This window comes from Streptococcus sp. 1453 (assembly GCF_013276955.1).
Classification (GTDB): domain Bacteria; phylum Bacillota; class Bacilli; order Lactobacillales; family Streptococcaceae; genus Streptococcus.
On record NZ_VMLZ01000005.1, the window covers coordinates 345631 to 371806 of the forward strand.

Here is a 26176-nt window from a genome sequence, read left to right on the forward strand (position 1 = left end):
CAATAGAACCTCTGACTCTAATCCCTATAGTCTTCTCTTCTCTTTTGTGATAAAATAGGCTCAATCTATTTCTAGGAGGATAAAATATGATTTCTACTATTGGTATTGTTAGTTTATCTAGTGGCATTATCGGAGAGGACTTTGTCAAACACGAAGTGGACTTGGGTGTCCAACGTCTCAAGGACCTGGGACTCAATCCTATCTTTTTGCCCCATTCGCTAAATGGATTAGACTTTATCAAGGACCATCCTGAAGCGCGTGCAGAGGATTTGATTCATGCCTTTTCTGATGATAGCATCGACATGATCCTATGCGCCATCGGTGGAGACGATACCTATCGCTTACTACCTTATCTTTTTGAAAATGAGCAACTACAAAAGGTTATCAAACAAAAGATTTTTCTTGGCTTCTCGGATACAACTATGAACCATCTCATGTTGCATAAACTAGGAATCAAGACTTTTTATGGTCAATCCTTCTTAGCAGACATTTGTGAATTAGACAAGGAGATGTTGCCCTATAGCCTTCACTACTTTAAAGAATTGATTGAGACGGGAAGAATCTCAGAAATCCGCCCTAGTGACGTTTGGTATGAGGAACGAACTGATTTTAGTCCCAAGGCTCTAGGAACACCTCGTATCAGTCATACAAATACTGGTTTTGACTTGTTACAAGGAAATGCCCAGTTCGAGGGGGAAATCCTCGGCGGTTGCCTCGAATCCCTCTACGATATCTTTGACAACTCTCGATACGCAGATAGCACGGAGCTCTGCCAAAAATACAGACTTTTCCCTGACTTGTCAGACTGGGAAGGAAAAATCCTCTTGCTAGAAACAAGCGAAGAAAAGCCTGAGCCGGAAGACTTCAAAAAGATGTTGCGGACTTTAAAGGACACTGGCATATTCGCGGTCATCAGTGGACTCCTGGTCGGAAAACCTATGGATGAAACTTTCTATGGCGACTATAAAGAGGCACTATTGGATATTATTGACAGCAATATCCCGATTCTCTATAATCTATATGTTGGCCACGCAACTCCAAGAGCAATTGTCCCCTTTGGCGTCCATGCCCATGTAGATGCACAGGAGCAAGTCATTCGCTTTGACTATAACAAAAAATAAATAGTTTCTCTATTTTTGTGCTTTTGTATTCGTTTTCGTTACAATTTGTATCTGAATTTATTGCATTTCGCTAATTTCTATGTTATCCTTTTGAAGGAGGTGTATATGACAAAACAAAAAATTAATCGAATCGTAGGTTCTATTGGTGCCTTTATTGGAATTATAGTATTTATTGCCTACATACCTCAAATTATCGCTAATTTACAGGGAAATAAAGCTCAACCATTTCAACCTTTATCAGCTGCTATATCTTGCTTAATCTGGGTTATTTATGGATGGACAAAGGAACCTAAGAAGGATTGGATACTAATCATTCCAAATTCAGCTGGTGTTATTTTAGGTGGAATCACTTTTTTGACTTCACTCTAACAAATCTAATAGTATATATAAAAAGCTGGGAAGAATTTCTCAGCTTTTTCTATATTCTCAGATATTCTAGTTACCTACACCCACTAATTGCTGTTTTTCCACTCACAATCATTCTCATGGTCATCAACCAGACCTGCAGCCTGCATAAAGGATAAAACGGCGACTGGTCCTGTAAACTTGAAGCCTCGTTTTTTGAGATCTTTGGCTAATTTTTCAGACAAAGGTGTTTTAGCTGGGGCTTGGCGGTAATCGGGAACATCGTTAACGATCGTTCTCCCCTCAACAAAAGACCAAAGATAGACATCAAAAGAGCCATATTCTTCCTGTAGTCGTAAAAATGCTTGGGCGTTAGCGCGTGTAGCAAAAATCTTGGCTCTATTTCGGATGATGGCTGGATTATCCAGCAAGCCTTCCAATTCAGTGTCGGTCATCTCTGCGACCGCTTGAATTTGATAGCCATGAAATGCTTCTCGGAAAGCTTGACGTTTGTTGAGCACCGTTTCCCAAGACAGGCCTGCCTGATAAGTTTCCATACACAACAACTCAAACAATTCTTGGTCATCATGGAGGGGCTGCCCCCACTCCTCATCATGATAGGCGATGTAGAGCGGATTGGTCATCTTGACCCACGAACAACGTTTTGTCATGCTCTGCTCCTATTTGACCAACATTTTAAGGGCCGACTTGATATAGTTCTCAGCTGTATCTGTCGTTCCTTCAAAGAATTTCTTGATTTTCTTGAGCTCTGTCGCCTTGTAGCCCAGAGCCAACATGGCCTCCATAGCTTCTTCCAATTCTTGGTTTTCAGCGCTAGCTTGCACTGCCACCTTGGCAGGAAGGTCATCTCCTGCAACTACTACCTTGCCTTCCAAGTCCAGCACCATCTGCTGGGCTGTTTTCTTACCAATTTTAGGGAACTTGGTCAAATAGGTGATATTCTTGGTTTCAATAGCTTGAACCAAACCAGCATTGTCATCGGCAGCGATAATAGCAAGAGCTGACACAGGACCAATACCAGAAACCGAAATCAGACTGAGAAAGAGCTTTTTCTCATCTTCTGAGCGAAATCCATAAAGTAGATGGGCGTCCTCACGCACGACCTGATGCACATGAATTTGAGCCTCCTGATTAACCTGACCTGAATAGGCATAAGGATTGGCCACATGCAGGATATAACCAATACCATTGGTTTCAAGAACAATGTATTTAGCAGTGATTTTGGTAATGATTCCTTTTAAATATTCGTACATAGTTTTCCTTTTAGTTTAATATTTCCCCAACTCACGGAGACTGGTGTGATTTTCCTGAATACGTCGGAACATCTTTTCCATATCCGACTTAGTAAAATGCACCAAAACAGGACGTCCGTGGGGACAGTTATAGGGATTGTCACATTGAGAAAGTTGATAAAGAAGCTGTCTGGCCGAATGGTCATCGATACGATGGTTAGCCTTGATAGACCGCTTGCAGGACATCATGATAGCTAGCTCTGCTCGATATTTCTTGATAGAAACCTCCTTGGTCAAAAGGAGCATGTCGCACATTTCATAGATGCCTGACTCGATTTCCTCCTCTGCCATCCAGATAGGATGTTCACGCAGGATAAATTGATTTTCTCCGTACTCTGCTAGAAAGACGCCCACTTCCTCCAAAAGTGCCATTCTTTCCTTGAGAAGCAGAGCATCATCCGCTGGAAATTCAAAGATATAGGGCACTAATAGTTGCTGCTGGCTCTGGTCAACATTGCCAATGCTTTCACGGTACTCCTCGTACTTGACCCGTTCCTGAGCCGCATGCTGGTCTATGATGTAGAGTCCATCTCGCCCTTGGGCAAAGAGATAGGTTCCATGCATTTGCCCGAAAAATTCCAACTCTGGGAAGCTGGATGATTCTTCTCGCTCCAGTTTGTCATAAGCCTTATCAAGACTAGCTAGGTCTAACTCCGGATGGTCTAGTTGGTCATAGTTAGCTGGTTTTCTCTCTGCAAAATGCAGTTTTGCTGGCTTGGTTAGCTGATCCAAGGTTTCCTTGGCAAATAAAGTCAAATCCTGTCCTTCCTCAGTCAATTCTACCTGATAATCAGCCACCTCAGCTTGACTGGATCTTATCGGCTCTGTTTTCTCATAGTAGAGCGTATTTTCTTTGAGTGGGAGAATGGTCTGCTCCACCTTCTCACGATTGCGCACGGTCGATTTGGCAAGATTTTCCAAGGCATCTGGTATCAAGGTTTGCTCCTTGAGACTATTAGAAATAGCTTCTGAAACCAAGGCCATCAATTCTTTTTCCTTGGAAATCCGCACCTCTTGCTTGGTTGGATGCACATTGACATCTGCTAGATAAGGGTCGATATGGATGTGAATGACAGCCAGTGGAAAACGGCCCACCATGAGCTTACTGCCATAGCCATCAAGAATTGCACGATTGAGTAAAAAGTTCTTGATATAACGGCCATTGATGAAGAGACTGATATAGTTGCGGTTGGCTCTAGTTAACTCAGGCAAGGACACAAAGCCAGAAATTTCGAAATCAAGATCAGAATTCTCAATTTCAATCATCTTCTTGGCACTCGCCAAACCGTAAATCCCTGCGATAGCTTGGCGCAGGTGTCCAGTCCCTGCTGTCCGCGTCATTTCCTTGCCATCACTAATCAAGCTGAAAGAAATCTCAGGATGGGCCAAGCCCAGACGGTTGACAATATCAATGATATGAGACAGCTCTGCTTGCTGGCTCTTCATATACTTGAGACGGGCAGGCGTGTTGAAAAAGAGGTCCTCCACACAAATCTTAGTTCCCACAGGACTAGTCGCTGGGATGACTTCCTCAACTTCACCCCCACGCGCGACGAGCTTGGTCCCGTGACTTGCGCCATCCACCGCAGTCAACAAAGTCAAGACACTAACAGAAGCGATAGAAGGCAGGGCTTCACCTCGAAAACCAAGCGTCCGAATCCTAAAGAGATCTGCCTGATTTTTTATCTTACTGGTCGCATGACGACGCAGGGCCAATTCCACCTCATCGTGGGCAATTCCATGACCATTATCTGTGATTTGGATTTTCTTGAGACCAGCTTCCTCAATCTCAATGATAATCTGGTTAGAGCCAGCGTCAATGGCATTTTCTACCAGCTCCTTAACAACGCTAGCTGGACGCTCGATAACCTCTCCAGCTGCAATCTGGTTTGCCAGCACCTCTGGCAATTCAATAATATGAGACATCTTTCAGCCCCCTTCCGTATCTATTTTCCTAGAAATTGATTAGTGCTATTATACCATATTTCAGAAAGGACAGAAAAGCTCCACCACATAGGAGCCAAATCCCTCCACATAGACAAAGTCCCTTGCCAGGGGGCATAAAATAGTGGTATACTCAATAAAAATCAAAGAGCAAACTAGAAAGCTAGGCGCAGACAGTACTTTAGTACGGCAAGACGACGCTGACGTAGTTTGAATTTGATTTTTGAAGAGTATTAATAAAGATGTACAAGAAGTGAGATTAATTTTGTATGAAAAACAAGGAGAGAAATTTATGAAAGTAGAACTACAGATTAGTGAAACTTACAAGGAGGAAAAGCTGATTGTCCAAGCACCTCAAGAAACCGAAAAAGTCCAAAAAGTCATCGAGTTCGCAGAAAATCTGGACCGAACAGAAACAATCAAAGGGAAAATCGATAATCAGGTCTATCTCGTTGAGATTGGCAAGATTCAGCGCTTCTATATCGAGAATCGGAAGGTTCTAGCAGAAACAGCAAGTCAGACCTACACCATTGACTTACGACTCTATCAGGTCCTTGAAATTCTGCCAACCAATTTTATCCAAATTTCCCAATCAGAAATCATCAATATCAACTCCATCTCTCATCTCAAGCTCACCCCCAACGGCCTAGTAGAAATTTTCTTGAAAAACGAAAGCTTCACCTACTCTTCACGCCGTTACCTAAAAACCATCAAGGAGAAATTAGAACTATGAAAAAACAAATCTTCCACGACGCAGCTACTGGTGTCCTCATCGGCCTCATCCTCTCTATCATCTTTTCACTCATTTATGCACCAAATACCTACGCTCCACTTAGCCCTGAATCTCTCGTCGGCCAAGTAATGACTCAACATCAAGTTCACGGTGCCCTAATCTTGCTCTACTGTACTCTTATCTGGGCAGCCATCGGTATTCTCTTCAACTTTGGTAAACGATTATTCATCCGTGACTGGAGCTTGCTCCGTGCAACGCTTTCCCATTTCTTCCTTATGCTGGCTGGCTTTGTCCCACTAGCCACTATGGCAGGTTGGTTCCCCTTCCACTGGTTCTTCTATCTCCAGCTCATTATCGAGTTTGCGATTGTCTACCTCATCATTTGGACTATTTCCTATAAAAGAGCGTCAAAAAAAGTAGACCATATCAATCAACTCTTGAAGCATAAAAAGTAAGAACCTCATAATAAGCAAATCCGAGAAAGAAACTTCTCGGTTTTTCTTTATCCTGCTGCACCTTGCTATCATAGCAGTTATTTTCAGATCTTCTTTGTAAATTTTCTGTAATTTTCTATCTTTTTTCAAAATATTCTTGCATTTTCCCAAAGTTTTTTGTAGAATATAGATTACATATCCAGATTATTCTGAAAATTCAAAAAGGAGCATCTATCATGTCGCAAGCTATTTCGTTAAATCAATCAACCTGGACAAGTAAACTAAAAGCAATGGGCCCTGGAATCCTAATGGCAACTGCCGCTGTTGGAGGTTCCCACATTGTATCCTCCACTCAAGCTGGCGGTTCTTACGGTTGGTCTCTACTTCTCTTGGTCATCTTAGCCAATGTCTTTAAATATCCATTTTTCCGTTTTGGTGCTGAATACACAGCTGATACTGGAAAGACTTTGGTTGAAGGTTATGCCGAAAAAGGAAAACTCTATCTCTGGATTTTCTTTATCCTCAATGTCTTTTCGGCTATGGTCAACACGGCTGGTGTTGCCATTCTGTGCTCAGCTATCATCGCCAGCGCCTTCCCAATGATTGGTCTTAGCATCACTCAGTGGTCCCTCATTCTCGTTGCAATTATTTGGGCTATGTTACTCTTTGGAGGCTACAAACTCTTAGATGGTATGGTCAAATGGATTATGTCTGCTTTGACCATTGCGACTGTTCTTGCAGTTATCATTGCAGCGGTCAAGCATCCAGAATACAGTTCTGATTTTGTCGAGAAGACACCTTGGCAAATGGCAGCTCTGCCCTTCATCGTCTCCCTCCTAGGATGGATGCCGGCTCCTATTGAAATTTCAGCTATCAATTCACTTTGGTCAGCTGAAAAGAGAAAGACCGTCAACTTTAACACAGAAGACGCTCTGTTTGACTTTAACACTGGTTATATTGGAACAGCTATCCTAGCCGTCTTCTTTGTGGCACTGGGAGCACTGATTCAGTATCCTACAGGGCAGGCGGTTGAAGCTGCTTCAGCCAAATACATCTCTCAATTCGTGGGCATGTATGCCTCTGTTCTTGGCGAATGGTCCCGTTACTTGATTACCTTTATTGCCTTCCTGTGTATCTTTGGAACAGTTATCACTGTTATTGATGGCTATTCTCGCGTTAATCAGGAATCTCTCCGACTGCTAATCAGTCAAAAAGAAGACAATCGTAAATCTTTGAACATCTGGATGACCATCACTGCTATCATCGGTATCGTCATTATCAAGTTCTTCGCTGGTCAGGTGTCAACCATGCTCCGCTTTGCCATGATTGGTTCTTTCCTGACAACACCATTCTTCGCTCTTTTAAACTACGCCTTGGTAACGCGTGAAAACAAAAATCTTCCTTCTTGGCTCAAACACCTTGCCATTGCAGGATTGATTTTCCTCTTTGGCTTCGCCATCTTCTTTATCTACGCACTCGCAATCGGAAAAGCAGGTTAACTGACAAGCGCGAGATGAAGATAATACTCTTCGCAAATCAAATTCAAACCACGTCAACGTCGCCTTGCCGTACTCAAGTACAGCCTGCGGCTAGTTTCCTAGTTTGCTCTTTGATTTTCATTGAGTATAAGGTTTCATTTCAAGAGAACATTCAGCAAATATTTCTATAATAAAAAGCATAAGAACAAGGTTTTAAAGACCTGAACTTATGCTTTTTTACGTTCTCAAAGACTATTTATACTCAAAAAAACAGTTGAAAAATCCCAAGTGCCTCTTATATCAACTTTAATTCTCCCTCTCCAACTCATACAAATCTGCAATAATCGCTGCGACATGTTTGATATCTTCCAGCATGCCTCGCATTTCAAAGTCAGCCAAGACAGGGAAACCAAAACGTTGACTGTATTGCTTAGCTGTCAGGCAGTATTGGTTATTAAAGTTACGATTTCCTGAACCAACTACGCCAAAACACTTACTAGCATTGTCACCATAGGCGATAAAATCCCCAACGGGTGTCGTCAAGATCTCGACATCTCCGTTATCAACGCCATTCCCACCTTCGAGATAGGTCGGCAAAAAAGCGACATAGGGATGGTCCATTTCATAGAAATCGTGACCTTCCTTGACCAAATCCTTGATATGAATCTTTTGAACCTCAATCCCTTTGTACTGGGACAAGAGATAGTCTTTCAAGCGCGTCACAAAACTTTCAGTGTTGCCACTCAAACTAATATAAACTAAAGAAATTGTCTTCATATGTACCTCCATGATTTTATTTTTAATCGAAAAAGAACTACCAAGATTGTATCTTGATAGTTCTTTTTTGTCAATACTTAGGCAAGATTTTCTGCTTCCTCTTCTTCTGCCAAGGCTTTCTGTTGTCGCCACATCTTATAGAAGACAAGAGCTAGGAAGAGAACATTGATGACGATATAGAAAATGCTGACAGCTTTTGAACCAATACTCATCGTCAAACGCATGCTTTCATCTTGAACCAACTGCACAGCGTCCTGTAAACCAACATAGCCATAAATCGAACCGATAATAGCTAACAAAACATAGCCAACATAAGTATAGTTTGCATATTGCAAATTCTTACGAATAAGGAAGACAATCGCTACGACCACTAAAATAACAGATAGCACAATCAGGGCCATATTAAAAATAGAATGATACGCTTCTGCTACTCCATAGTTGTAATTAAGCTGGTCTTCTAATTGCTGAGCACTGACCCCTGCAACTTGTTTCTGAGCAGCACGAAGGGCTTCTTTACTAGGCAAGGGACTCACAATCCCAAACAGAGACGGAACTGAAATAAGGGCAGACAAGATTAACAAGACCCATAGATAAATCGGTTTCTTTTTCATGATAGAACCTCCTGATAATATTATTTATATTATAGCACTTTTTGTAAAGGAATACAAATCTTATAGTATCGTTTCTACCTGTTTTCGGTAGGCTTTTGGCGATTTTCCGCACAATTTTCGGAACACTTTATAGAAATATCCAAGGTTACTGTAACCAACAGCATAACAAATATCTTCGATACTGTCACTGGTTGAAAGCAAGAGCTGCTGAGCAGCCTTAATACGTTGTTTGTTTAGTAATTCTGCAAAGGTCGAATCGGTTTCTCGCTTAATCAACTGCCCCAGATAGACAGGATTGATAAAGAGGGCCTTACTGATATCCTTGAGGGAAAGCTCCTTTTGGTAATCACGACCAATGACTTCCAGCACACTGACCACATTTTCATTCATGCGGTATTGACCGAAAAAGCTGGTCAGAGTTTCCTTGATATAAGAAACCAATTCATCGAAGGATTGAATAGCATGAATGGTTTTGACAATGTCCGTCATATCATCAGCTTTGAGGTGTTCAAACAAGTGGAAGACATCCATGACAAACTGGATAAAAAGCTGTTTGGTAATCGGAACACGCGGCGTATTTTCAAGAACCACCTTCTCCAAAAGGTTCAATTCTTCAACGATTTGATTGAGATTCCCCTGAATGATAACCCTATAAATCGGTTCGTAATAGGCAAAGAGACTCTCAGACTGTTTTAGATTTACAGAACCGTAAAAGAGGGCTTTCTCAGCATTCAGCTTCCAGCGTTCAAAGTGTTCTTGATAGGGAGCTTCAAAAGGTGTAACAACTAACCCATCTAGGGGTTGGTCAGAAATGAAAATCTGCCAGTCTTGACCCAAGACATAGTAGGGAATGGTGAAGGAACCTTGTTTTTCCTTGGATAGACCTATCCACCAATTCTCCTTACCTCCTAGATAACTAACAAATCCAGCCTCGTCTAAATCTTGACTGAGGGTCTGACTTTTCTTTCCTCTCTCGCCGAGCTGACCTGCAATCTTCTCCAGCAGATTTCCTAGCTCTACCTTATCAACAGGCTTAACCAGATAGTCCACCACACTAAGGTTCATAGCTCTTTTTACATAATCAAACTCCTGATAACCTGAAAGCAGGATATAGGATGCATCTGGTAAAATCTCTTTCATTTCCCGAATCATATCAAGCCCTGTTTTGTCGGGCATATTGACATCTGAAATGATGACATCGACAGGATTTTCCTGAACATATTCTAGAGCTTCATCGGCATGACTGGCTGTTGCGACGACCTCCATATCCCACTTATCAAAGGGAATCAAACGTTTCAGACCTTCTGTCACCATGTACTCATCATCTACTAATAATACTTTATACATTTTCTCCCTTTCTACTCATCTTGAATTGTAATACGATACTGAACACCTGCTTGCTTTGCAGACTCTACACTAATGGCATAACGGTCCCCAAAATAGAGCACAAAACGCTCATGGACATTGACAATCCCGATAGACTGCTTTTGTTCACTGTAACTGGCTTGGTGATCAAAATGTCTCTGACTTAATTTTTCTCGAATACTTGTCAGTTTTTCAACCGACATTCCACGGCCATTATCGACCACCAAAATTTCCACAAAACCATCTCGTTTAAGCGCCTTGATGCTAATCACATTATCTGTCCGTCTGTGGTCAACACCATGCGCGAAATAATTTTCTACCAACGGTTGCAAGGTAAACTTGGGAATCTTCATATTCTCTAACTCTGGATCTATCTTGAAACCATAGGCAATGGACTTGGGATAGCGAACCATGCAGAGATAGCTGTATTTACGGCAAAATTCCAATTCCTGTTTGAGGAGGGTCTCTCTTTCGTCGGAAATATTGTTACGCAAGAGACTACTGAATTCATAAATGATATCTGCCAACTCATCTTGACTCTGCATAACTGCATACATGCGCAAGAACTCCAGCGTATTATACATAAAATGAGGATTGATTTGCGCCTGCAGGGCCCGCATATTGGCATCTTTTTGACTAAGCTCTAGCTGATAAATATCATGGATGTTCTTTTCCAAACGATCTAACATATCATTGGTCGTCTCCGCGATTAGGAGCAATTCCTGATCCTTTTCAAGTGTGTCAATACGAAGACCTTCCTCTCCTTGGGCAATAGCTTGAATAGAATCCACCAAATCCACTACCTGCTTTTGGTAGTTAGCAAAGGTCTGCCTCAAAGTCAGATAAAGAATGACAATAAAGAGAAGGCTCAAGCTCACAATCAAAGCAAAGCTAGTCACTGTTCCTTGTAAAACAAAGTTTTTGGGAACTGCCACCTGAACCTGATAACCATGAGAAGTTAAGCCAACTAGCCAACTTTCACTCTCCTTATCAACTGTCTCACCAATATGAAAAATCTCCGTATCAAAAGGTGAGGTCAATGTTACTGCCATCGGAGTATGACCTCTAGTATTATCAATGGCATGGTATAAAACAGCAGGATCCAAGGAGATGTAAATCACTCCTAAGTCTTGATCTGACACTGGATCTGACACCGGAATGGCAAAACTATTTCCTGCTGGTTTGAAATCCTCAGCCCTGATTTTTTCTCCACTACGTTTGTCTTTAGTAGAAACATAGACTTCCTTGTAATCTTGAAAAGCAATGGCCACTCCAGTTACAAAATCATTTCGAACATAGAGGTCATCAACATTTTCATGCAGAGAGACTGATACATAAGGCGAAGCTTTCCGCTCTAATTGCCAGTAAAAATAGTCTGGCATGCTAAGGCTAAAGTATTTATAGATTCCCTCAATACGAGCTTGATTTTCAACTAAAGCCTGAGCTATCTGGGTTGACTCTCTATGGTAATATTCAATTTCACTCACTGTTCTAGCAGTTACACGCTGGGCTACTCTCTGGGCTTCCTTTTCCCGTGAATCCCAGTCAGCGTAAGAGAGTAAGATTGCAAAACTCGCAATAATAATGATCATAACTGAACTGTATGTTCGCAGAAGCGTATGTAGCCAAAACTGCTTCATTCTATTTTGTCGCCAATTTTTCATGGATACTTTCATAGACCGGTTCCAACATATCACTGATAAAGAAATGCCACATCCCAATTCCTACAAAGAAAAGTAGGGCAGGCATATAGTAACCAATTGCCACAAGTAGCACAGTTCCAAGGAGAACCTTGGCCACAGCTGCTAGACTCATAAAGATGCCAATCAAGGATAGTTTGAGACTATTTCGATAAGACAAGTCAAAATAAACTTGTAATTTCAAAGATACTGTATAAGCCAAAAAGATCAGGGCAACTACTAGAACATTTAAAAAGGTAGCAATCAAATGAACGATAGTCTGGTGAGGCAACTGCACCAAAAGATACAAACCATAGACCAAAACTAGATCCACTCCTAAAAAGCTATAGAAGATCAGGTTGCTTGAGACAAAATTTTGCTTATAAAGAGACCACGCCTCCTTCAAACTGTATTCCCGAAAGCTATAACCATGTTCTGCATATAGGCTCATCAAGGTAGCACTAGCTGGCGCTAGACCAAGGATAATCCCTCCTACTAAAGTTAATAGCCAAAAGAAGGCTGTCGCAATCATCCCTAAAAAGAAACGATTAAAGACAAAGTCTAAAAATCTCCCCATGATATCCTCCTAAAAATAACTATGAAACTATTATATCATATTTCAAGCGTTTTCAAAAACTTCTAGTATCCATTTACAATCCCATCAAACAGTGGTACAATGAGAATTGTGAAAAAATTATCAGGAGACAATTCATGAAAAAATCTATCTTAACTACACTGCTTTTTGCAATTCTTTACTTCCTCTGCATGGGGATTGGTGTCCTTTTGGGCAATCTCTTTGACCAAACTGGAAACATGTTTTATGCGCCTGCCTTTACTGCCCTTGTCGGCGGTAGCGTCTATATGATTCTGGTCTCAAAAGTTCCGCGTTTTGGAGCCATTACAACTATCGGTCTTGTCATTGCCCTCTTTTTCTTGGGAACTAAACACGGTGCCGGTGCCTTCCTTCCTGGAATTATCTGTGGTCTCCTAGCAGATGGAGTAGCTAGCCTCGGAAAATACAAGGACCAAACAAAGAACTTCCTTTCTTTCCTTATTTTTGCCTTTAGCACATCAGGACCAATCCTACTTATGTGGATTGCGCCCAAAGCCTATATGACAACCCTTCTAGCAAGAGGAAAATCCCAAGAATATATCGACCGTATCATGGTTGCGCCAAATCCTGGAACCATCCTTTTATTTATCGCAAGTGTTGTCATCGGAGCCCTAGTGGGTGCTTTGATTGGACAAGCCTTGAGTAAAAAATTTGCACAGAAAATCTGATTACTTAAAAAGAGCCGCACGGCTCTTTTTATTTATGGCTCAATTTATTAGTTAAAAAATCTCCCAAGAATTGGATTGCAAAGATAATCAAAATGATAATGATTGTTGCCAAGATGGTCACATCGTGATTGTAGCGGTTAAATCCATAAGCGATGGCTACGTTACCGATACCACCAGCTCCAACCGCACCAGCCATAGCTGTTTCCCCAACAAGGGAAATCAAGGTCACAGTCGTCACACGAATCAAATCTGGAAGACCTTCTGATAGGTAAACACCTACGATATCCCAGAAGGTCGCTCCGCTCGCTTGAGCCGCCTCAATGACACCGCCATCCAATTCAGCCAAGACAACCTGCACCTGACGGGCAAAGAAGGCAAAGACTGCAAAAGATAGGGGTACGATAGCTGCATTTGGACCAATGCTTGTTCCTACGATTAGATGAGAGAAGGGTGACAAGACTGCCAAGAGAATGATAAAGGGAACCGCACGGAAAATAGAGGTGATTTTATCCAAAATCCAGAAAACGACTTTATTTTCCAAGACACCACCTGGCGCTGTCAAGACAAGGAAAAGGCCTGCCACTAGCCCCAAGAAACCTCCGATGATAAAGGACAGAACTGTCATATAAAGAGTTAGGTAGATGGCTGTTCCCCAGCCTGCTTGACCAGCCCAGCCCATCTTATAGACATTTGGTAAATAGGTTTGAATCAATGATTCCATCTTACTGTCCTCCCTTCAATACTTTTAGTTGTACACCTGCTTGACGAATGGCTTCTTGGGCACCTGCTAGCGCTGCTTTTTCACCTGACAAGACCACCACCAATTCTCCAACAGGAGTACCATCGAGAATTTCGATATTTCCATAGAGGATATTAGCCGTTACTTGGTAGTGCTTGTACAATTCATTCAAAAGTGGCTCGTCTGTTGAAGCACCTGCGTACTTGAGCTGCACCAAAATGCTGTTTTCAGACAAGTGTTCCACGATTTCTTGCTTCTCGATTTTGACCATGGCTTCGTCAATACCTGTAGCTGTTGAGATAAAGTCTTGAGTCAAAGGTTGTTTAGGGTCTGAGAAGATTTCAAGGACACTACCCTCTTCAATCAAATGTCCGTCCTGCATAACTGCTACACGGTTGGCAATGTCTTTGACAATCTGCATTTCATGCGTAATTAAGACAACAGTTAAGCCTAATTTTTGGTTCAAATCTTGCAACAAGGTCAAAATCTGCTTGGTTGTCTTAGGGTCAAGGGCAGACGTTGACTCATCTGAAATCAAGATTTTTGGATCATTTGCCAAGGCACGCGCAATGGCCACACGCTGTTTTTGCCCTCCAGATAGTTGTGAAGGGTAGTTTTCAGCACGATCTGCCAAGCCAACCAAGTCCAACAACTTAGCTACTTTAGCCTTCTTTTCTTCCTTGCTGAGTCCAGAGTGTTTAAGGGCAAAGGCTACATTCTCCTCTGCCGTCTTTTGGCTCATCAGGTTAAAATGCTGGAAAATCATTCCAATATCTTGACGTTTACGACGTAACTGCTCTGCCGTCAAGGTCACCTTACCATCAAAAATCACATCGTCGTCAATGGTAATTTTCCCTGCAGATGGTTTTTGCAAGAGGTTAATCACCCGTACAAGGGTTGATTTCCCTGCTCCAGAATATCCAACGATTCCGTAGATATCCCCTTCTTGGATGTGAATGGTCACATCCTTGACCGCTGTGATGGTTCTCTTCTTTTGATGAAAAGTCACATCGATCTGATCTAACTTGATAATATCTCTACTCATAGCTTCTAATCAGCTCCTCTACTAATTCAATATGGGTATAGTAATCGGCGATTCTCACATTTTCATCTCCACCGTGGTCTCGGCTATTGGCATTTCCTAGACCAAATGCAACCATTGGCACCTCTAGGGCATCAAAGACCGTATGCATAGGTCCTGTCCCCGCTGTCGTCGGCAAGACTGAAACGCCCTGTGGATAGAATTTCTTGGCCAACTCGATCACATTGAGAATGGCTGGCGCGCTCATATCGCTTCGATAGCTCATCTCTCCCAAGGTATAGTATAATTCTACCTTATCAAAGCCATTTTTGTCTAGCTGTTTCCGAATTTTTTCCAGAACATCATGCGGTTCTAAGCCCGGAACCAGACGAACCTCTAGCTTGGCACTGGCTTCTGCAGGCAAAATAGTCTTAACACCCTGTCCTTGATAACCTGACTGAATCCCTTCGATATTAAGGGCTGGCTCGAAAAAGAAACGTTTTAGAAAGGCTGCACGGTCCTCTTGTAAGAGAGGCAATTCCAAACCATAAATCTGACTAATTTCCCCTGGGTTTCGTTGACCATAAGTTTCTAGCAAGGCCATTTCTCGTTCATTTGGTTCTTGAACTTCTTCGTACAAGCCTTCAACCAAGATACGGCCATCTGCAGCGCGAAGAGACTGTAAGGCTTGGAGGAGATACCAAGGAGCTGATTCCACAACCCCACCATAACTAGAATGGATATCCACATCAGCACTTTTTACCTTGGCATCAAAGGTCACAATCCCCTTGTTTCCACCAGAAATTTCTAGCTGTTCCAAGGCATTTTTAGTCCCTTGTTCCCAGACCAATAAATCTGCACCACGGAGTTTATCCGCATGTTTTTCCAGATACTTATCTAGGTCTGTCGAAGCCGATTCCTCCGCTCCCTCCATGATAAAACTGATGTTGACAGGCAGGTCATCGTGGTGCTGCATATATTTTCTCAAAGCACTCAAACGAGCTGTGATATGACCCTTATCATCGTCAACCCCACGCCCATACATGAAGCCATTGCGGACCGAAAGCGTAAAGGGATCCTCTGTCCAGACCTGATCCCCATCCGCTGGCACAGTGTCATAGTGGTTATAGAAAATCAAGGTCTTGGCATCTGGACGCGAACTCTTGAAATGCGCCATGACAAAGGGCGCTGTATAGCTCTCATCAATCTCCACTTCAGCTCCAACACGCTTGAAAATCTCACCCAGATAGTTGGCAACTTCTTTGAGACCCACCTGTTGGGCAAAGACCGACTTCTTAGAAATCAAGGTACGCAAAACCTCAAAATAATGCTGGGCTACATGATCCTTTTCAAATTTTTCAATCTGTTTTTGTTCGCTAGGAAAAACCATATTCTCTCTACCTTTCTATGAACTACTCTTCCTGACAATCCATGCTCTATACAAAAGCAAGAGGTGGAATTCTCTCTCCCACCTCCCTGTTTCTTATTACCAAACTGGTTGATCCAAACCGTCTGATGTTTCTTCGATAACTTTTTTCACTTCATCTGTATGGTAAGCTGCAACAACTTTCTTGATAGCATCAGCTTTTGGTGATGTTTCCCAATCTTTTTTCGCAACGATAATGTTGTACCATTGTTTTGAATTTTCATCAGCTTGTTCTTTGAAAAGTGCTTTCTTGTAGTCCAATTTTGCTTCTGTAACAAAGGTATTGTTTACAACGGCAGCGTCAACTGATGACAATGAACGAGCTGTTTGGCTAGCGTCCAATTCAGTGATTTTCAAGTTCTTTGGATTTTCTTTGATGTTAGCAACTGTTGCAAGAGCAGTTCCAGAAACGTCCAATTTAATCAAGCCAGCTGATTGAAGCAAGTAAAGCGCACGGCTTTCGTTTGTAGCATCGTTCGGTACAGCAATTTCTCCGTTTGCTGGGATGTCTTCTACTTTAGTGTACTTGTTGTCACTTCCATTCAAACCTGAGTAAAGGCGGATTGGAGAGATATAAGTATCTGCAATCGCTACAAGGTCTTTCCCGTTTTCTTTGTTCCAGTTGTTCAAGAAGTTATAGTGTTGGAAAGCGTTCAAGTCTACTTCACCATCAGCAGTTGCCTTGTTTGGTTGTGAGTAGTCTGTGAACTCTGTAAATTCCAAAGTGATACCGTCTTTTTTAACCAATTCTTGGACCTTATCCCAACGAGCTTCTTCAGAACCGCTACGGTTGACAGTTGCAATTTTGATAGTTGTTGCATTGTCTGCTTTCTTTTCTGAGTTTCCGCAAGCTGCAAGAGCCAAACCTGCGACTGTAGCAAGGGCTGCTACGCCTAACCATTTTTTGATTTTCATGATTCTTTCTCCTTAAAAATAATACCGTACTAGTATCTCATACTTTCTTCAATTGCACAAATTGTTATTAGATAATCAGATATATAGTTTAAAACTATATCCCTAAAAACTGAGAAATCACCCATCTTATTCAGAATGGATGATTTCAAGAAATTATTTAATATCAGCTTCTGCTGGTAGGTAAGTGTCTCCAAAGAATTGTTTAGACAATTTTTCAAGCGTTCCATCTTTGTAGAGTTCTTTAATGCGTTTGTCTACAAATGATTTCAACTCATCTTGACCTTGAGCAAGAAGTGGGTAAACGTAAGGTTGTTGGTCGCTTGGAAGTTCGATAACTTTCAAGTTGTCCAAACCTTGGTTCTTAATCACTGTTTCAACACCAATTTTATCAAAAATCTTATAGTCAAATTGGCCATCGCTCAAACGTACCATGATTTGTTGGAAGTCTGCCTTAGTATAGTTAAGGATAGTTGGGTTGTCCGGGTGTTCAGCGTTGTATGCTTCTAACTGCTTAGCTGATGTAGTGGCTTGAACGACTTCCGTCGATTTTCCACCGATATCAGCGAGAGACTTGATGCTAGAGTCGTCTTTCTTCACTACAAGGACATTAGGGTTTTGGGCAATTGGTGCGGCATATAGGTATTTCTCCGCACGTTCTTTAGTGTAGCTAAGATTGTTGACAGCCATATTGTAACGATCAGCGTCAAGACCAGCAAATACACCTGACCATTCTGTCTTTTCAAATTTGACATCATATTTGTCAGAATCTTTAAAGATAGCGCGAACCACTTCAATCTCGTAACCAGTCAATTCGCCATTTTCTTCATAGATAAATGGTTTTGGCGAGCCATTGGTTGCAACGATGATTTCTTTCTTGCTAGCTGCTTCTCCTTCTTTCTTAGCACCACCTGAGCAAGCCGCAAGCACACCTGCAGCAACAAGCCCTAGGGCAGCAAGAGATGAGTATTTAACGATTTTTTTCATGTCATTTCCTCCAAAATAGAATACCTTATAATCTTAACAGAAAAAGAGCATTTACGCCATTATATGATATCTATCTCTGTGATAGGTTTTCTTTATGGCTGATTTATACTCAATGAAAATCAAAGAGCAAACTAGGAAGCTAGCCGCAGGTTGCTCAAAACACTGTTTTGAGGTTGGAGATAAGACTGACGAAGTCAGTTACATATACCTACGGTAAGGCGAAGCTGACGCGGTTTGAAGAGATTTTCGAAGAGTATTAAAAGACCAAACGTAAAACTGCAATTAAGACCACTCCAAAGAGAACCGTTCCGACTAGATTGCGGTAGCGAAAGGCTACCCAAGCCGTTGGAAAGACTGCTAAGAAGTCCAGCCATTTGATTTGAGGAAAACTCCCAACCTTACCTGTCACTACGCTTGAAAGAATCAAGGCGAAGATAATAGAAACGGGTAAAAATTTCAAAAAACGCTCAACGATTGCAGGCAAACCCTTATACTTGACTAAGATGAAGGGAATCATACGGGGAATCCAAGTCACCAAGCCAGAGAAAATAACTGCTAATAAAAGATACTTACTGACCATCTAAAACCACCCCCATTGTACAACCTAGCAAGGTCGCAAACAGAACAGCTAGTGACTGAGACACCACTGTCAAGAGCAAAAAGAAGGACACCGCAACAACCGCTAGGATGATGAACAGATTGCGGACAGGAATCCGTCTTTGCATAATCTGGAATTGCGAAGCAAAAATGCCGATAAACATCCCAACCAAAGCAAAGTCCAGCCCAAAGATTTCTGGATTTGGCAGCAGGCCACCTAGAGCCGTTCCGACCACTGTTCCCACAAACCAAGCCACATAGCTGTTGAGATTGTTTCCGTGCATCCACATAGGATTGACCTTGTCTGCATGGGCCAATTCGCCCATCAAAACGCCATAAGTCTCATCCGTCAAGAGGCTAGACATACCGATATTGTGCCAGAGACTGGTATGACGGAAATAAGTCGATGCGTGCAAGCTCAACAAAAAGAGACGCAAATTGATTAGAAAAACCGTCATGGCAATGGCCGCCACAGGTGCTTGAACCGCAATCAGAGCCAACATGGCAAACTGAGCACTCCCAGCATAAACAAAGAGGCTCATCAAGCCCATCTCAACAGGTGTCACATAGGGCGCACCGATAATCCCACAGGCAAGTCCGATACTGACATAACCAAGGGCCGTTGGCATGGCTGCCTGCGCCCCCTCCCAAAATCCTTTTTCTTTCATCTTTCTCCTCATATTGTTTTAATAAATGGGCTGAAAAGGCTCCAGCCACAGCATGGACTATTATAACACATTCAGGAAAGAGAAAAAAGTCTGCTGATTTTGACCATCATAAAAAGACTGGCAATCCAGTCTCAAACATATATTATACAAATTCTTCGCTAGATACTTTCACGAATATTCAAGAGCATGAAAAAGGCAACTAGAAGAAATAGCAATAAAACAAAGCTAACTGCCAGAGTTCCAAAGCTAGTAGCAATGGTTACCAAAGCTATTGTAAATAAACTAGGTAAAACAACCGTAATAGCACCGATAGAGGATTGAACTGCTCCCATTGACTCCTCAGGTATTTGTTTAAAAACAAGTTCCTGTAATAGAGGAGAGAGAATACCTGCGAAAAAGGCATCCAAGGTACTAAAGATGAGAATCCAGTCAAAACGAACTGTGGCAAATCCTACTAGAAGAAGCAATTGGATGACAAGTGAGGCATAGAGAGCTGTTTTTATAGAAATCATATTTTTCAGATAGCCACTTACAAGGCTTCCGACAATCAGGGCTGACAGTTCAAAAGTGGATAACAAGGCAAGAGATTGACCTGTTTGTAAATTCAAAAAGGGGTGATTCCTCAAAAACAGAGTAGAAACAGGAACTGTAACATTTATCACTGCTTGACTAATAGAAATAATAAACAAAACCAAGAGCACCTTATTCATATTCCATATCAATTTCGATGATTGGAGCAAATGCTGGCAAAAGGATTTTACAGAGAGTCCTTCTTGATAGCTAATCGTTTTTTCTACTTTCAAGAGATCATTTTTTATGAATAGGATACCTAAAAATGCGATTAAAAATGTAAGAGCGTTCAGTAAGGAAATAAACTGGATGGAAAGAATACCTAGTAAGACTCCTCCTAGAATATTACTGATTGTTTTCACTAAACTAACAGTTGACTGTTTAAATCCAATAGCTTCTGCCAGATGGTCTTGCCCAATAATTCTAATGAAAATAGGAGTGAGCATGGCGCCTGAAAAGTAACTCAATGTGTCAGACAAGAGGTTAATCAGACAAATAAAGGTTACTAGCAACAAGGAGAAAGACTGCCCTGAAAGCGACAGGGACACTATAGAGTAAAGCAAAAATTTTGCAAAACTAATGACTGTGTATTTCAAGACACGATGATGTTGAAAATCCGCCAAAACTCCCAGAAAGATTTGTAGAACTTGGGGAAGAGTTTCTGAAATCGTGATGAGTAAAATCGCCAAAGGAGCAAAAGAAGCATCTGCCACATAATTCAAAAAGGCCAGATAAAAAATCGTATCCCCAAGCGTCGAAATCCACTGGTTGATGGTTAATTGCCTAAAATCTCTATTTTGAAGAAATACTTTCATTATAACTCCTTTTTAAATTCCAGTTAGAATTTTTATTCCAGTGTATCAAAAACAAGACTTGGTTTGGCATTGAAATCCAAGTCTTGCTCATATTCAGATTCATCCATTATGCGATACTCATACCGTATTTTATAATAAATCATATCTTAAAAATACCAGACCACACTATTCCCTGCTTGTATTTAGCTTCTTTCTTTTGGACAAATTTTGCTAAATCCAACAACTCTGTCGGCGGTTCACCTTTAAAGTTCAATAATTCTTTAGAGACGGCAAATGAGAGACGTACAGCTAGCAAATCTTCACTACTACTAGAAAACTGTTTCGCTGTTTCTAGCAATTGCTTCCTAAATTCTTCCGTCAAGCTGATTTCTTTATTATTGTACAGGGAATGAATTAAAATTTGTAACTGACTCTGCTTTTCCATCGTTTACCTCATCTTATCTAGGACGCCAAGGACCATATTTAGCCCAACCATCCACCATAACATTTACAGTGTGTTCCAAATTAGAAATATATTGTACAGACTTCCATTTCTTAGTCTTTGTATTATAGTAAAAGTCGTAGGGTGCTGCTCTATATTTATAAACCCAATAATCCTCTGAGTTATCCACTAGATCATAAGTTAAGACAACAGTTCTATCTTGAATTCGGGCTCTGGACTCTACTTCTTCAACCGAAGGACTGTCAGCAAAGACAGTTGTTGTGTTCAATGCTACTGTATTTACGAAAACAAAGCCAGCTAGAATAATTCCCGTTTTTAGTAAAAATTTAACTCTCATATTAGTTGCACCTTTCTAATAAGTAATTTGACGTAAATATAAACTATCATTTCCAATATCAATAGTAAGATTGCACTTTGATTGTAGGAAAATCTTTCTTCATTTGTAAACCACTTCTGCTACCTAGGATTTGCTTCAAGTGCTTTACAAGTACAGTATAACACGAAAATTGGCTTATTTTAAAAAATCGCATATTTGATATTTTTTCTTATAGAAATTTCAGATTTGCGATTTTGGTGGATTTGATTATTTCCCTGGTATAATAAAGTTACTACTAACAAGGAGGGATATAATGATGAAAAAAAGAAAAATCCAACTGATACTCCTGCTTATTTCGGAGTGGGTTATCGTCTTCCCGTTTCTAATCAATCGATAAGTTCTTTGTATTGCTGAAAACGCAATTCGAATAGAGCTGTTAATTGTGGATTTTCTAATACTTGCAGAGATTGGATAAAGTGTTCAATCTCTTTTTGATTGCTTCCTTTAGTTTGAAGAAAGACACTCATTTTCTTTAAAAATTGCCACGATACTTTCTCAAAAACATCGTACGGACGCAACATGCTCTCCAACTCGGCTTCGAAGATTGGGATGTATGAGAAAAGTTTTCGCTCCATGAGTTCTGATAAGATATTTAAGAGTCCTTGCTTCATATACAGTCTATTATGTACCAACTCTTTAAATTCCTTGGATTTTTCAAGCAAAGAGGTTGATAAAAAGATTAGGTCTTGATTGCTCAAGAAGGGCATAGTATTGCAAAAAAGATAAAGTTCAAACCAGGTCCAAGACTCAATAGCATAGAGATAAGTAGTCAAAAACTCCCTATCCTCCTCTGTTAGCAGATAGCTCTTATTTAAGGAATGAATAGCATTTTTAATCACAATGGCATTTAAACAACGATAGGTCTCTGCCATCTGTCCTTGCTCGACTTCCTCCAACAGTTGCTCTAAGCCAGCTATATCTTGGTGGGCAAAGCGATCCACAACCCTCCTACCAATCTGCATATGTGGAGATTCTTGATAGTTGTTGAGCTTGTGCCCAAACTCATCAAAATTCATATTGATTCCTTGAATAGCTAGGATTAGCTTGTCCGCAGATAGCATAGACTGCCCTAGTTCGAACTTGGATAGCTGAGAAGCTGTTAGTCCAGCACAAGCTACATCTGACTGCTTGAGCTTTCTAGCCAAGCGCAATTCCTTGTAAAATTCCCCCAATTCCATTCTCTCAATCATCTGACCACCTCCTAGCTTTTGCATATTATATCATTATTTTTATAGTTTTGTCAAAATATTCTGACATTTAAGAGGACAAAAAAGCCAGCCTTAAGCTGACTCTTTATTCTATAGTATCAAAAGCGAGACTTGGTTTAGCATTGAGGTCCAAGCCTGCGAAGTTTTCTTTGTTCCACTCGCTGACGCTGGCATAGGCAATCATACCTGCATTATCTCCGCAGAGGCGCAGAGGGGGAATGATGACCTTGACATCTGTGATTTCGGCTGCTAGGCGTTCTCTGAGACCTTTATTGGCTGCCACACCTCCAGCCACGACTAAAGTTTTAACAGGATATTTCTGCAAAGCCTTCTTGGTTTTTGCCATGAGAATATCCAGGACAGCTGCTTGGAAGGACGCACACAAGTCCTCTGTAGACAGATTTTCTCCCTTTTGTTCAGCATTGTGATGAAGATTGATAAAGGCAGACTTCAAACCAGAGAATGAAAACTCCAGATTATCCTCCTTAATCATGGCACGAGGAAAATCATAAATATCCTGCCCCTGATGAGCTAGCTCGTCAATCTCGCGACCTGCAGGATAGGTCAAGCCCATGACACGGCCGACCTTATCATAAGCCTCACCAACCGCGTCATCTCGCGTTTCCCCAACAATCTTGTAATCTCCAGCCTCCGAAACATAAACCAACTCTGTGTGCCCACCGCTAACCAAGAGGGCTAACAAGGGAAACTCCAAAGGCTCCACGCTCTGAGCTGCCATGAGATGACCAGCCATGTGGTTAACGGGAATCAGGGGAAGTCCATGTGCCCAAGCAAAGGCCTTAGCCGCTGACAAACCAACGAGTAAGGCTCCAACCAAGCCAGGTCCATAGGTAACTGCAACAGCTGTAACATCGTCTTCGGTAATCCCTGCTTCTGCTAGCGCCTCCTCGATACAGGCTGTAATGACCTCGACATGGTGGCGACTGGCTACTTCTGGCACTACGCCCCCAAAACGTTTGTGACTCTCAATTTGACTAGCAATGACATTGGACAAGAGCTCATCGTCGTTTTTCAAGACGGCAACACTGGTCTCATCACAGGATGTCTCAAATGCTAAAATATATCTATCCTTCATCTATTTCTCTCTTCATGATGATGGCGTCCTCGACTGGGTCATGGTAGTAGGCCTTTCGCTCAGCGATGACCGCCATCTTTTCTTTCTTGTAAAATGCTTGCGCTCGTTGATTTGACTTTCTGACTTCGAGGAAAATCTCCTTGTCTGTCGGCAATTGAGCAAACAAGGCTGACGCAATTCCCTGACCCTGATAGGCTCCTTTGACAGCGATTTGCAGGACTTCTGCCTCAAAAAGATTCTCCTGAACAGCTAGAAAACCAATCACTTCTGCCCCATCATAAACCAGAGCATACCAAGTCTGATCTTGAGCCAGGTCTGCTTGGATTTGTTCCAGAGTCCAAGGACTGACTGGGTAAACAGCTATCATAACAGCGTAGATGGCTTTAGCTAGATCAGGCTGCTGTTGGATTCGTTTGATTTCTATCATAGGCGTTTAATGTAAGACTCGCCAGACTCGGTATGGTTCTTGAGCCAGTTTTCCTCAGCCTCGACACGCTTGAGGTAGTTCGGCACAAAGTCGTGTAAGGAGTCTGCTTCCTTGTCCCAGGCCAAAAGAGCAAGATTGGCTGCATTAGGCAAGGTTTCTTTGTAATCAGTCCTTGGCAAGTGTTCTTGAATCTGCTCCACAAAGGTGCCAACTTCTCCAACAAAGGTTACCTGACTAGCCCCCTTGATTAGCTCAATCACTCGCTCAAAAGGCAGGTGTGCTTCTGGCATGATAGGTTTAGCATTTTCATAAAATCCTGCGTAAACATTGTTGCGACGCGCATCCATCAAAGGGACGAACAAGCCTTCTTGTTGGTATGGCACCAGAGCCAAGAGGCTAGACATACCAACCAACTCGATGTTCAGGGTATGAGCTAAGGTCTTGGCAGTTGCCACCGCAATTCGCAAGCCTGTGTAGCTACCTGGCCCTTCTGCCACCACGATTCGGTCCAAATCCTTGGGCGTCCAGTCCAAACTTGCCATCAAAAAATCGATGGCAGGCATGAGGGTAATACTGTGATTTTTCTTGATGTTAATAGTAGTCTCAGCAAGAACCTGCTTGTCCTCTAAAATAGCGAGAGAAAGAGCCTTGCTGGACGTATCAAAAGCTAATACTTTCATAACACATTCCTATCTTTTTGTCTGCTTACTATTATACTACAAAAGCTGGCACATGGGAATTTTCTTTATCCCCAAACAAAAATGCCCTCACTTAACTAAAAATAATTTAAAAAAATGTTCACTTTTCCTTTTCTTTTACGAATATAAAAGTGAACAAGAAAAAAGGAGGAAAGTTCAATGACAAATTTTGACGTTCTTGACAATCAATTTTTATCCTTATCTGAAAATGAATTATCAGATATTGATGGCGGTCTCGCTCCCTTGGTTATCTTTGGAGTAGCAGTATCTTGGAAAGCTATTGCAGGTGGAACAGCACTTATAGGTTCTGGTTTGGCAGCTGGTTATTTTTTAGGAGGAGATTAATATGATGAAAGATTTGAACAACTATTGTGAAATTTCTAATAAGGAATTGCAAGAAATAAAGGGGGGCTTTGGTGTAGGTGTTGGTATCGCTTTATTTATGGCAGGTTATACCATTGGAAAAGACCTTCGTAAAAAATTTGGTAAGTCATGCTAAATAAAAAACACATTTTTAGAAAGATAAATTTTATTATCTTTATCTCTTACAGTTTGCTCAGCATTCTCAATGATTTAAACATGACTACTATCCCTTTACCAATTGATTTATCTGTTTGTATTGTTTTATTTTTATGCTTCAACTCTATTTTTGAACAGAAGAATCATTAACATAAAACTAATAAGCTATGAAAATTCGATTGTCATGTCATTTTAGAAAAATGCAAAGACCACCTCATCTTGATAGATGGGGTGGAATTTTCGTGTCGTAAATCTACTATCTCTATATCCCCAAACAAAAATGCCCCAGCATAAGCAGAGCATCTAAGCATTTAATCCAAAGTAAAATACAAACCAAACGACATAGGTTACGAGGAGGAGAAAAAGCGAGTAGAGAGTCACAAAGGTAATTTTCCACAAGAACTTGGTTTGTCGTCGTTCCAGTTTGGCAAATAGAAGATTCCCCGCATAAACGCAAGCAACAAAAACAATAAAAGCTACCAAGCGAGCTCCGATAGCAAAAGCAAATAAGTTATACATAGGGCAACCTCCTTGACTTAAAAACTATATGGAATTATGACAAGCAATAAATTTCACTTCCATTATCAACATAAC

32 protein-coding genes are annotated in these 26176 nt (G+C 41.4%); 9 read left to right on the top strand and 23 right to left on the bottom strand.

What is annotated here, in order from left to right:
* Window positions 1–86: 86 nt before the first annotated feature.
* Together HW098_RS05190 and HW098_RS05195 are read left to right on the top strand one after the other, a co-directional pair.
* The gene (locus HW098_RS05190) at window positions 87–1121 is read left to right on the top strand and encodes a S66 peptidase family protein (protein ID WP_176139467.1); all 1035 of its coding nucleotides are present in this window, start codon (window positions 87–89) and stop codon (window positions 1119–1121) included.
* 105 nt (window positions 1122–1226) lie between these two features.
* Window positions 1227–1490: a SemiSWEET family transporter gene (locus HW098_RS05195; RefSeq protein ID WP_000166114.1), complete on the top strand. Its 264-nt coding sequence runs from the start codon at window positions 1227–1229 to the stop codon at window positions 1488–1490.
* 83 nt (window positions 1491–1573) lie between these two features.
* Here HW098_RS05195 and HW098_RS05200 read toward each other — a convergent pair whose 3' ends face one another.
* From HW098_RS05200 to mutL, 3 genes are read right to left on the bottom strand one after another with little or no spacing between them, the layout of a single operon-like run.
* On the bottom strand, window positions 1574–2137 hold the full coding sequence (locus HW098_RS05200; RefSeq protein WP_176139468.1) for a DNA-3-methyladenine glycosylase I: 564 nt from the start codon (window positions 2135–2137) through the stop codon (window positions 1574–1576).
* A 9-nt stretch (window positions 2138–2146) separates the two neighbouring features.
* A complete protein-coding gene (ruvA, locus tag HW098_RS05205; protein ID WP_176139469.1) occupies window positions 2147–2740 on the bottom strand; it encodes a Holliday junction branch migration protein RuvA in 594 nt (197 codons plus the stop codon).
* A gap of 15 nt (window positions 2741–2755) precedes the next feature.
* On the bottom strand, window positions 2756–4705 hold the full coding sequence (gene mutL, locus HW098_RS05210) for a DNA mismatch repair endonuclease MutL (RefSeq protein WP_176139470.1): 1950 nt from the start codon (window positions 4703–4705) through the stop codon (window positions 2756–2758).
* A 310-nt stretch (window positions 4706–5015) separates the two neighbouring features.
* On the opposite strand from mutL, the gene HW098_RS05215 reads away from it, so the two are divergent.
* The 3 genes from HW098_RS05215 to HW098_RS05225 all read left to right on the top strand — a co-directional run bounded on the left by HW098_RS05215 (window position 5016) and on the right by HW098_RS05225 (window position 7389).
* Window positions 5016–5456: a LytTR family DNA-binding domain-containing protein gene (locus HW098_RS05215; protein ID WP_176139471.1), complete on the top strand. Its 441-nt coding sequence runs from the start codon at window positions 5016–5018 to the stop codon at window positions 5454–5456.
* A complete protein-coding gene (locus HW098_RS05220; RefSeq protein ID WP_176139472.1) occupies window positions 5453–5911 on the top strand; it encodes a DUF3021 domain-containing protein in 459 nt (152 codons plus the stop codon). The genes HW098_RS05215 and HW098_RS05220 overlap by 4 nt, the downstream gene beginning before the upstream one ends.
* 215 nt (window positions 5912–6126) lie before the next feature.
* Complete coding sequence (locus HW098_RS05225; RefSeq protein WP_050221585.1) at window positions 6127–7389, top strand: NRAMP family divalent metal transporter; 1263 nt, start codon at window positions 6127–6129, stop codon at window positions 7387–7389.
* Window positions 7390–7674: 285 nt separating this feature from the next.
* Here the strand turns inward: HW098_RS05225 and nrdI are convergent, their stop codons facing one another.
* The 5 genes from nrdI to HW098_RS05250 form a co-directional block, all read right to left on the bottom strand.
* Window positions 7675–8145: a class Ib ribonucleoside-diphosphate reductase assembly flavoprotein NrdI gene (nrdI, locus tag HW098_RS05230; protein ID WP_176139473.1), complete on the bottom strand. Its 471-nt coding sequence runs from the start codon at window positions 8143–8145 to the stop codon at window positions 7675–7677.
* A 77-nt stretch (window positions 8146–8222) separates the two neighbouring features.
* On the bottom strand, window positions 8223–8756 hold the full coding sequence (locus HW098_RS05235; protein WP_176139474.1) for an ABC transporter permease: 534 nt from the start codon (window positions 8754–8756) through the stop codon (window positions 8223–8225).
* A gap of 60 nt (window positions 8757–8816) precedes the next feature.
* Window positions 8817–10103 carry a response regulator transcription factor gene (locus tag HW098_RS05240; RefSeq protein ID WP_176139475.1) on the bottom strand — a complete coding sequence of 429 codons (1287 nt, stop codon included), beginning with the start codon at window positions 10101–10103 and terminating at the stop codon, window positions 8817–8819.
* Window positions 10104–10114: 11 nt separating this feature from the next.
* Window positions 10115–11785 (bottom strand): sensor histidine kinase, encoded by a 1671-nt coding sequence (locus HW098_RS05245; RefSeq protein ID WP_345789772.1) that lies wholly within the window; start codon window positions 11783–11785, stop codon window positions 10115–10117.
* A complete protein-coding gene (locus HW098_RS05250; RefSeq protein ID WP_000532359.1) occupies window positions 11763–12377 on the bottom strand; it encodes a DUF624 domain-containing protein in 615 nt (204 codons plus the stop codon). The genes HW098_RS05245 and HW098_RS05250 overlap by 23 nt, the downstream gene beginning before the upstream one ends.
* A 134-nt stretch (window positions 12378–12511) precedes the next feature.
* Here HW098_RS05250 and HW098_RS05255 point away from each other — a divergent pair, with 134 nt between their 5' ends.
* Window positions 12512–13081 carry an MptD family putative ECF transporter S component gene (locus HW098_RS05255; RefSeq protein ID WP_176139476.1) on the top strand — a complete coding sequence of 190 codons (570 nt, stop codon included), beginning with the start codon at window positions 12512–12514 and terminating at the stop codon, window positions 13079–13081.
* A 28-nt stretch (window positions 13082–13109) separates the two neighbouring features.
* Here the strand turns inward: HW098_RS05255 and HW098_RS05260 are convergent, their stop codons facing one another.
* The 5 genes from HW098_RS05260 to HW098_RS05280 form a co-directional block, all read right to left on the bottom strand.
* Complete coding sequence (locus HW098_RS05260; RefSeq protein WP_176139477.1) at window positions 13110–13802, bottom strand: methionine ABC transporter permease; 693 nt, start codon at window positions 13800–13802, stop codon at window positions 13110–13112.
* A 1-nt stretch (window position 13803) separates the two neighbouring features.
* Window positions 13804–14865, bottom strand: a complete 1062-nt coding sequence (locus HW098_RS05265; protein WP_176139478.1) for a methionine ABC transporter ATP-binding protein — start codon at window positions 14863–14865, stop codon at window positions 13804–13806.
* The gene (locus HW098_RS05270; RefSeq protein ID WP_176139479.1) at window positions 14858–16231 is read right to left on the bottom strand and encodes a M20/M25/M40 family metallo-hydrolase; all 1374 of its coding nucleotides are present in this window, start codon (window positions 16229–16231) and stop codon (window positions 14858–14860) included. Before HW098_RS05270 ends, HW098_RS05265 begins: the two co-directional genes overlap by 8 nt.
* Before the next feature lie 96 nt (window positions 16232–16327).
* Entirely contained in the window at window positions 16328–17182 is an 855-nt protein-coding gene (locus HW098_RS05275) for a MetQ/NlpA family ABC transporter substrate-binding protein (RefSeq protein WP_000694521.1), read from the bottom strand.
* A gap of 153 nt (window positions 17183–17335) precedes the next feature.
* Window positions 17336–18166, bottom strand: a complete 831-nt coding sequence (locus HW098_RS05280) for an amino acid ABC transporter substrate-binding protein (RefSeq protein ID WP_061477697.1) — start codon at window positions 18164–18166, stop codon at window positions 17336–17338.
* A gap of 94 nt (window positions 18167–18260) precedes the next feature.
* On the opposite strand from HW098_RS05280, the gene HW098_RS10740 reads away from it, so the two are divergent.
* On the top strand, window positions 18261–18383 hold the full coding sequence (locus tag HW098_RS10740; protein WP_041171571.1) for a hypothetical protein: 123 nt from the start codon (window positions 18261–18263) through the stop codon (window positions 18381–18383).
* A 39-nt stretch (window positions 18384–18422) separates the two neighbouring features.
* Here the strand turns inward: HW098_RS10740 and HW098_RS05285 are convergent, their stop codons facing one another.
* From HW098_RS05285 to tsaB, 9 genes are all read right to left on the bottom strand, one after another.
* Window positions 18423–18746, bottom strand: a complete 324-nt coding sequence (locus tag HW098_RS05285) for an AzlD domain-containing protein (RefSeq protein WP_004263021.1) — start codon at window positions 18744–18746, stop codon at window positions 18423–18425.
* Window positions 18736–19431: an AzlC family ABC transporter permease gene (locus tag HW098_RS05290; RefSeq protein WP_176139480.1), complete on the bottom strand. Its 696-nt coding sequence runs from the start codon at window positions 19429–19431 to the stop codon at window positions 18736–18738. Before HW098_RS05290 ends, HW098_RS05285 begins: the two co-directional genes overlap by 11 nt.
* Window positions 19432–19589: 158 nt before the next feature.
* Window positions 19590–20816, bottom strand: a complete 1227-nt coding sequence (locus HW098_RS05295; RefSeq protein WP_176139481.1) for an MFS transporter — start codon at window positions 20814–20816, stop codon at window positions 19590–19592.
* A gap of 139 nt (window positions 20817–20955) precedes the next feature.
* Window positions 20956–21240, bottom strand: a complete 285-nt coding sequence (locus HW098_RS05300) for a bacteriocin immunity protein (RefSeq protein ID WP_050242650.1) — start codon at window positions 21238–21240, stop codon at window positions 20956–20958.
* Window positions 21241–21253: 13 nt separating this feature from the next.
* Entirely contained in the window at window positions 21254–21595 is a 342-nt protein-coding gene (locus HW098_RS05305; RefSeq protein WP_050242651.1) for a hypothetical protein, read from the bottom strand.
* A 365-nt stretch (window positions 21596–21960) separates the two neighbouring features.
* Window positions 21961–22824 (bottom strand): XRE/MutR family transcriptional regulator, encoded by an 864-nt coding sequence (locus HW098_RS05310; RefSeq protein ID WP_061665023.1) that lies wholly within the window; start codon window positions 22822–22824, stop codon window positions 21961–21963.
* Window positions 22825–22927: 103 nt separating this feature from the next.
* Window positions 22928–23938: a tRNA (adenosine(37)-N6)-threonylcarbamoyltransferase complex transferase subunit TsaD gene (gene tsaD, locus HW098_RS05315; protein WP_061665024.1), complete on the bottom strand. Its 1011-nt coding sequence runs from the start codon at window positions 23936–23938 to the stop codon at window positions 22928–22930.
* A complete protein-coding gene (gene rimI / locus HW098_RS05320; RefSeq protein WP_176139482.1) occupies window positions 23928–24365 on the bottom strand; it encodes a ribosomal protein S18-alanine N-acetyltransferase in 438 nt (145 codons plus the stop codon). The genes tsaD and rimI overlap by 11 nt, the downstream gene beginning before the upstream one ends.
* Window positions 24362–25045, bottom strand: a complete 684-nt coding sequence (gene tsaB / locus HW098_RS05325; protein ID WP_176139483.1) for a tRNA (adenosine(37)-N6)-threonylcarbamoyltransferase complex dimerization subunit type 1 TsaB — start codon at window positions 25043–25045, stop codon at window positions 24362–24364. The genes rimI and tsaB overlap by 4 nt, the downstream gene beginning before the upstream one ends.
* 177 nt (window positions 25046–25222) lie before the next feature.
* On the opposite strand from tsaB, the gene cibA reads away from it, so the two are divergent.
* Together cibA and cibB are read left to right on the top strand one after the other, a co-directional pair.
* Window positions 25223–25408, top strand: coding sequence for a fratricide two-peptide bacteriocin subunit CibA (gene cibA / locus HW098_RS05330; RefSeq protein ID WP_000180841.1), 186 nt, complete (start codon window positions 25223–25225; stop codon window positions 25406–25408).
* Between the two features lies 1 nt (window position 25409).
* Window positions 25410–25562, top strand: coding sequence for a fratricide two-peptide bacteriocin subunit CibB (gene cibB / locus HW098_RS05335; protein ID WP_000974044.1), 153 nt, complete (start codon window positions 25410–25412; stop codon window positions 25560–25562).
* A 323-nt stretch (window positions 25563–25885) separates the two neighbouring features.
* On the opposite strand, the gene HW098_RS05340 is transcribed toward cibB, so the two are convergent.
* On the bottom strand, window positions 25886–26101 hold the full coding sequence (locus HW098_RS05340) for a hypothetical protein (protein ID WP_000282478.1): 216 nt from the start codon (window positions 26099–26101) through the stop codon (window positions 25886–25888).
* Window positions 26102–26176: the final 75 nt, after the last annotated feature.

Excerpts from the sequence above, each read along its gene's own strand:
- HW098_RS05190 (WP_176139467.1), top strand. The coding sequence starts at position 87 with ATGATTTCTACTATTGGTATTGTTAGTTTATCTAGTGGCATTATCGGA.
- HW098_RS05195 (WP_000166114.1), top strand. The coding sequence starts at position 1,227 with ATGACAAAACAAAAAATTAATCGAATCGTAGGTTCTATTGGTGCCTTT.
- HW098_RS05200 (WP_176139468.1), bottom strand. The coding sequence starts at position 2,137 with ATGACAAAACGTTGTTCGTGGGTCAAGATGACCAATCCGCTCTACATC.
- ruvA (WP_176139469.1), bottom strand. The coding sequence starts at position 2,740 with ATGTACGAATATTTAAAAGGAATCATTACCAAAATCACTGCTAAATAC.
- mutL (WP_176139470.1), bottom strand. The coding sequence starts at position 4,705 with ATGTCTCATATTATTGAATTGCCAGAGGTGCTGGCAAACCAGATTGCA.
- HW098_RS05215 (WP_176139471.1), top strand. The coding sequence starts at position 5,016 with ATGAAAGTAGAACTACAGATTAGTGAAACTTACAAGGAGGAAAAGCTG.
- HW098_RS05220 (WP_176139472.1), top strand. The coding sequence starts at position 5,453 with ATGAAAAAACAAATCTTCCACGACGCAGCTACTGGTGTCCTCATCGGC.
- HW098_RS05225 (WP_050221585.1), top strand. The coding sequence starts at position 6,127 with ATGTCGCAAGCTATTTCGTTAAATCAATCAACCTGGACAAGTAAACTA.
- nrdI (WP_176139473.1), bottom strand. The coding sequence starts at position 8,145 with ATGAAGACAATTTCTTTAGTTTATATTAGTTTGAGTGGCAACACTGAA.
- HW098_RS05235 (WP_176139474.1), bottom strand. The coding sequence starts at position 8,756 with ATGAAAAAGAAACCGATTTATCTATGGGTCTTGTTAATCTTGTCTGCC.
- HW098_RS05240 (WP_176139475.1), bottom strand. The coding sequence starts at position 10,103 with ATGTATAAAGTATTATTAGTAGATGATGAGTACATGGTGACAGAAGGT.
- HW098_RS05245 (WP_345789772.1), bottom strand. The coding sequence starts at position 11,785 with ATGAAAAATTGGCGACAAAATAGAATGAAGCAGTTTTGGCTACATACG.
- HW098_RS05250 (WP_000532359.1), bottom strand. The coding sequence starts at position 12,377 with ATGGGGAGATTTTTAGACTTTGTCTTTAATCGTTTCTTTTTAGGGATG.
- HW098_RS05255 (WP_176139476.1), top strand. The coding sequence starts at position 12,512 with ATGAAAAAATCTATCTTAACTACACTGCTTTTTGCAATTCTTTACTTC.
- HW098_RS05260 (WP_176139477.1), bottom strand. The coding sequence starts at position 13,802 with ATGGAATCATTGATTCAAACCTATTTACCAAATGTCTATAAGATGGGC.
- HW098_RS05265 (WP_176139478.1), bottom strand. The coding sequence starts at position 14,865 with ATGAGTAGAGATATTATCAAGTTAGATCAGATCGATGTGACTTTTCAT.
- HW098_RS05270 (WP_176139479.1), bottom strand. The coding sequence starts at position 16,231 with ATGGTTTTTCCTAGCGAACAAAAACAGATTGAAAAATTTGAAAAGGAT.
- HW098_RS05275 (WP_000694521.1), bottom strand. The coding sequence starts at position 17,182 with ATGAAAATCAAAAAATGGTTAGGCGTAGCAGCCCTTGCTACAGTCGCA.
- HW098_RS05280 (WP_061477697.1), bottom strand. The coding sequence starts at position 18,166 with ATGAAAAAAATCGTTAAATACTCATCTCTTGCTGCCCTAGGGCTTGTT.
- HW098_RS10740 (WP_041171571.1), top strand. The coding sequence starts at position 18,261 with ATGGCTGATTTATACTCAATGAAAATCAAAGAGCAAACTAGGAAGCTA.
- HW098_RS05285 (WP_004263021.1), bottom strand. The coding sequence starts at position 18,746 with ATGGTCAGTAAGTATCTTTTATTAGCAGTTATTTTCTCTGGCTTGGTG.
- HW098_RS05290 (WP_176139480.1), bottom strand. The coding sequence starts at position 19,431 with ATGAAAGAAAAAGGATTTTGGGAGGGGGCGCAGGCAGCCATGCCAACG.
- HW098_RS05295 (WP_176139481.1), bottom strand. The coding sequence starts at position 20,816 with ATGAAAGTATTTCTTCAAAATAGAGATTTTAGGCAATTAACCATCAAC.
- HW098_RS05300 (WP_050242650.1), bottom strand. The coding sequence starts at position 21,240 with ATGGAAAAGCAGAGTCAGTTACAAATTTTAATTCATTCCCTGTACAAT.
- HW098_RS05305 (WP_050242651.1), bottom strand. The coding sequence starts at position 21,595 with ATGAGAGTTAAATTTTTACTAAAAACGGGAATTATTCTAGCTGGCTTT.
- HW098_RS05310 (WP_061665023.1), bottom strand. The coding sequence starts at position 22,824 with ATGATTGAGAGAATGGAATTGGGGGAATTTTACAAGGAATTGCGCTTG.
- tsaD (WP_061665024.1), bottom strand. The coding sequence starts at position 23,938 with ATGAAGGATAGATATATTTTAGCATTTGAGACATCCTGTGATGAGACC.
- rimI (WP_176139482.1), bottom strand. The coding sequence starts at position 24,365 with ATGATAGAAATCAAACGAATCCAACAGCAGCCTGATCTAGCTAAAGCC.
- tsaB (WP_176139483.1), bottom strand. The coding sequence starts at position 25,045 with ATGAAAGTATTAGCTTTTGATACGTCCAGCAAGGCTCTTTCTCTCGCT.
- cibA (WP_000180841.1), top strand. The coding sequence starts at position 25,223 with ATGACAAATTTTGACGTTCTTGACAATCAATTTTTATCCTTATCTGAA.
- cibB (WP_000974044.1), top strand. The coding sequence starts at position 25,410 with ATGATGAAAGATTTGAACAACTATTGTGAAATTTCTAATAAGGAATTG.
- HW098_RS05340 (WP_000282478.1), bottom strand. The coding sequence starts at position 26,101 with ATGTATAACTTATTTGCTTTTGCTATCGGAGCTCGCTTGGTAGCTTTT.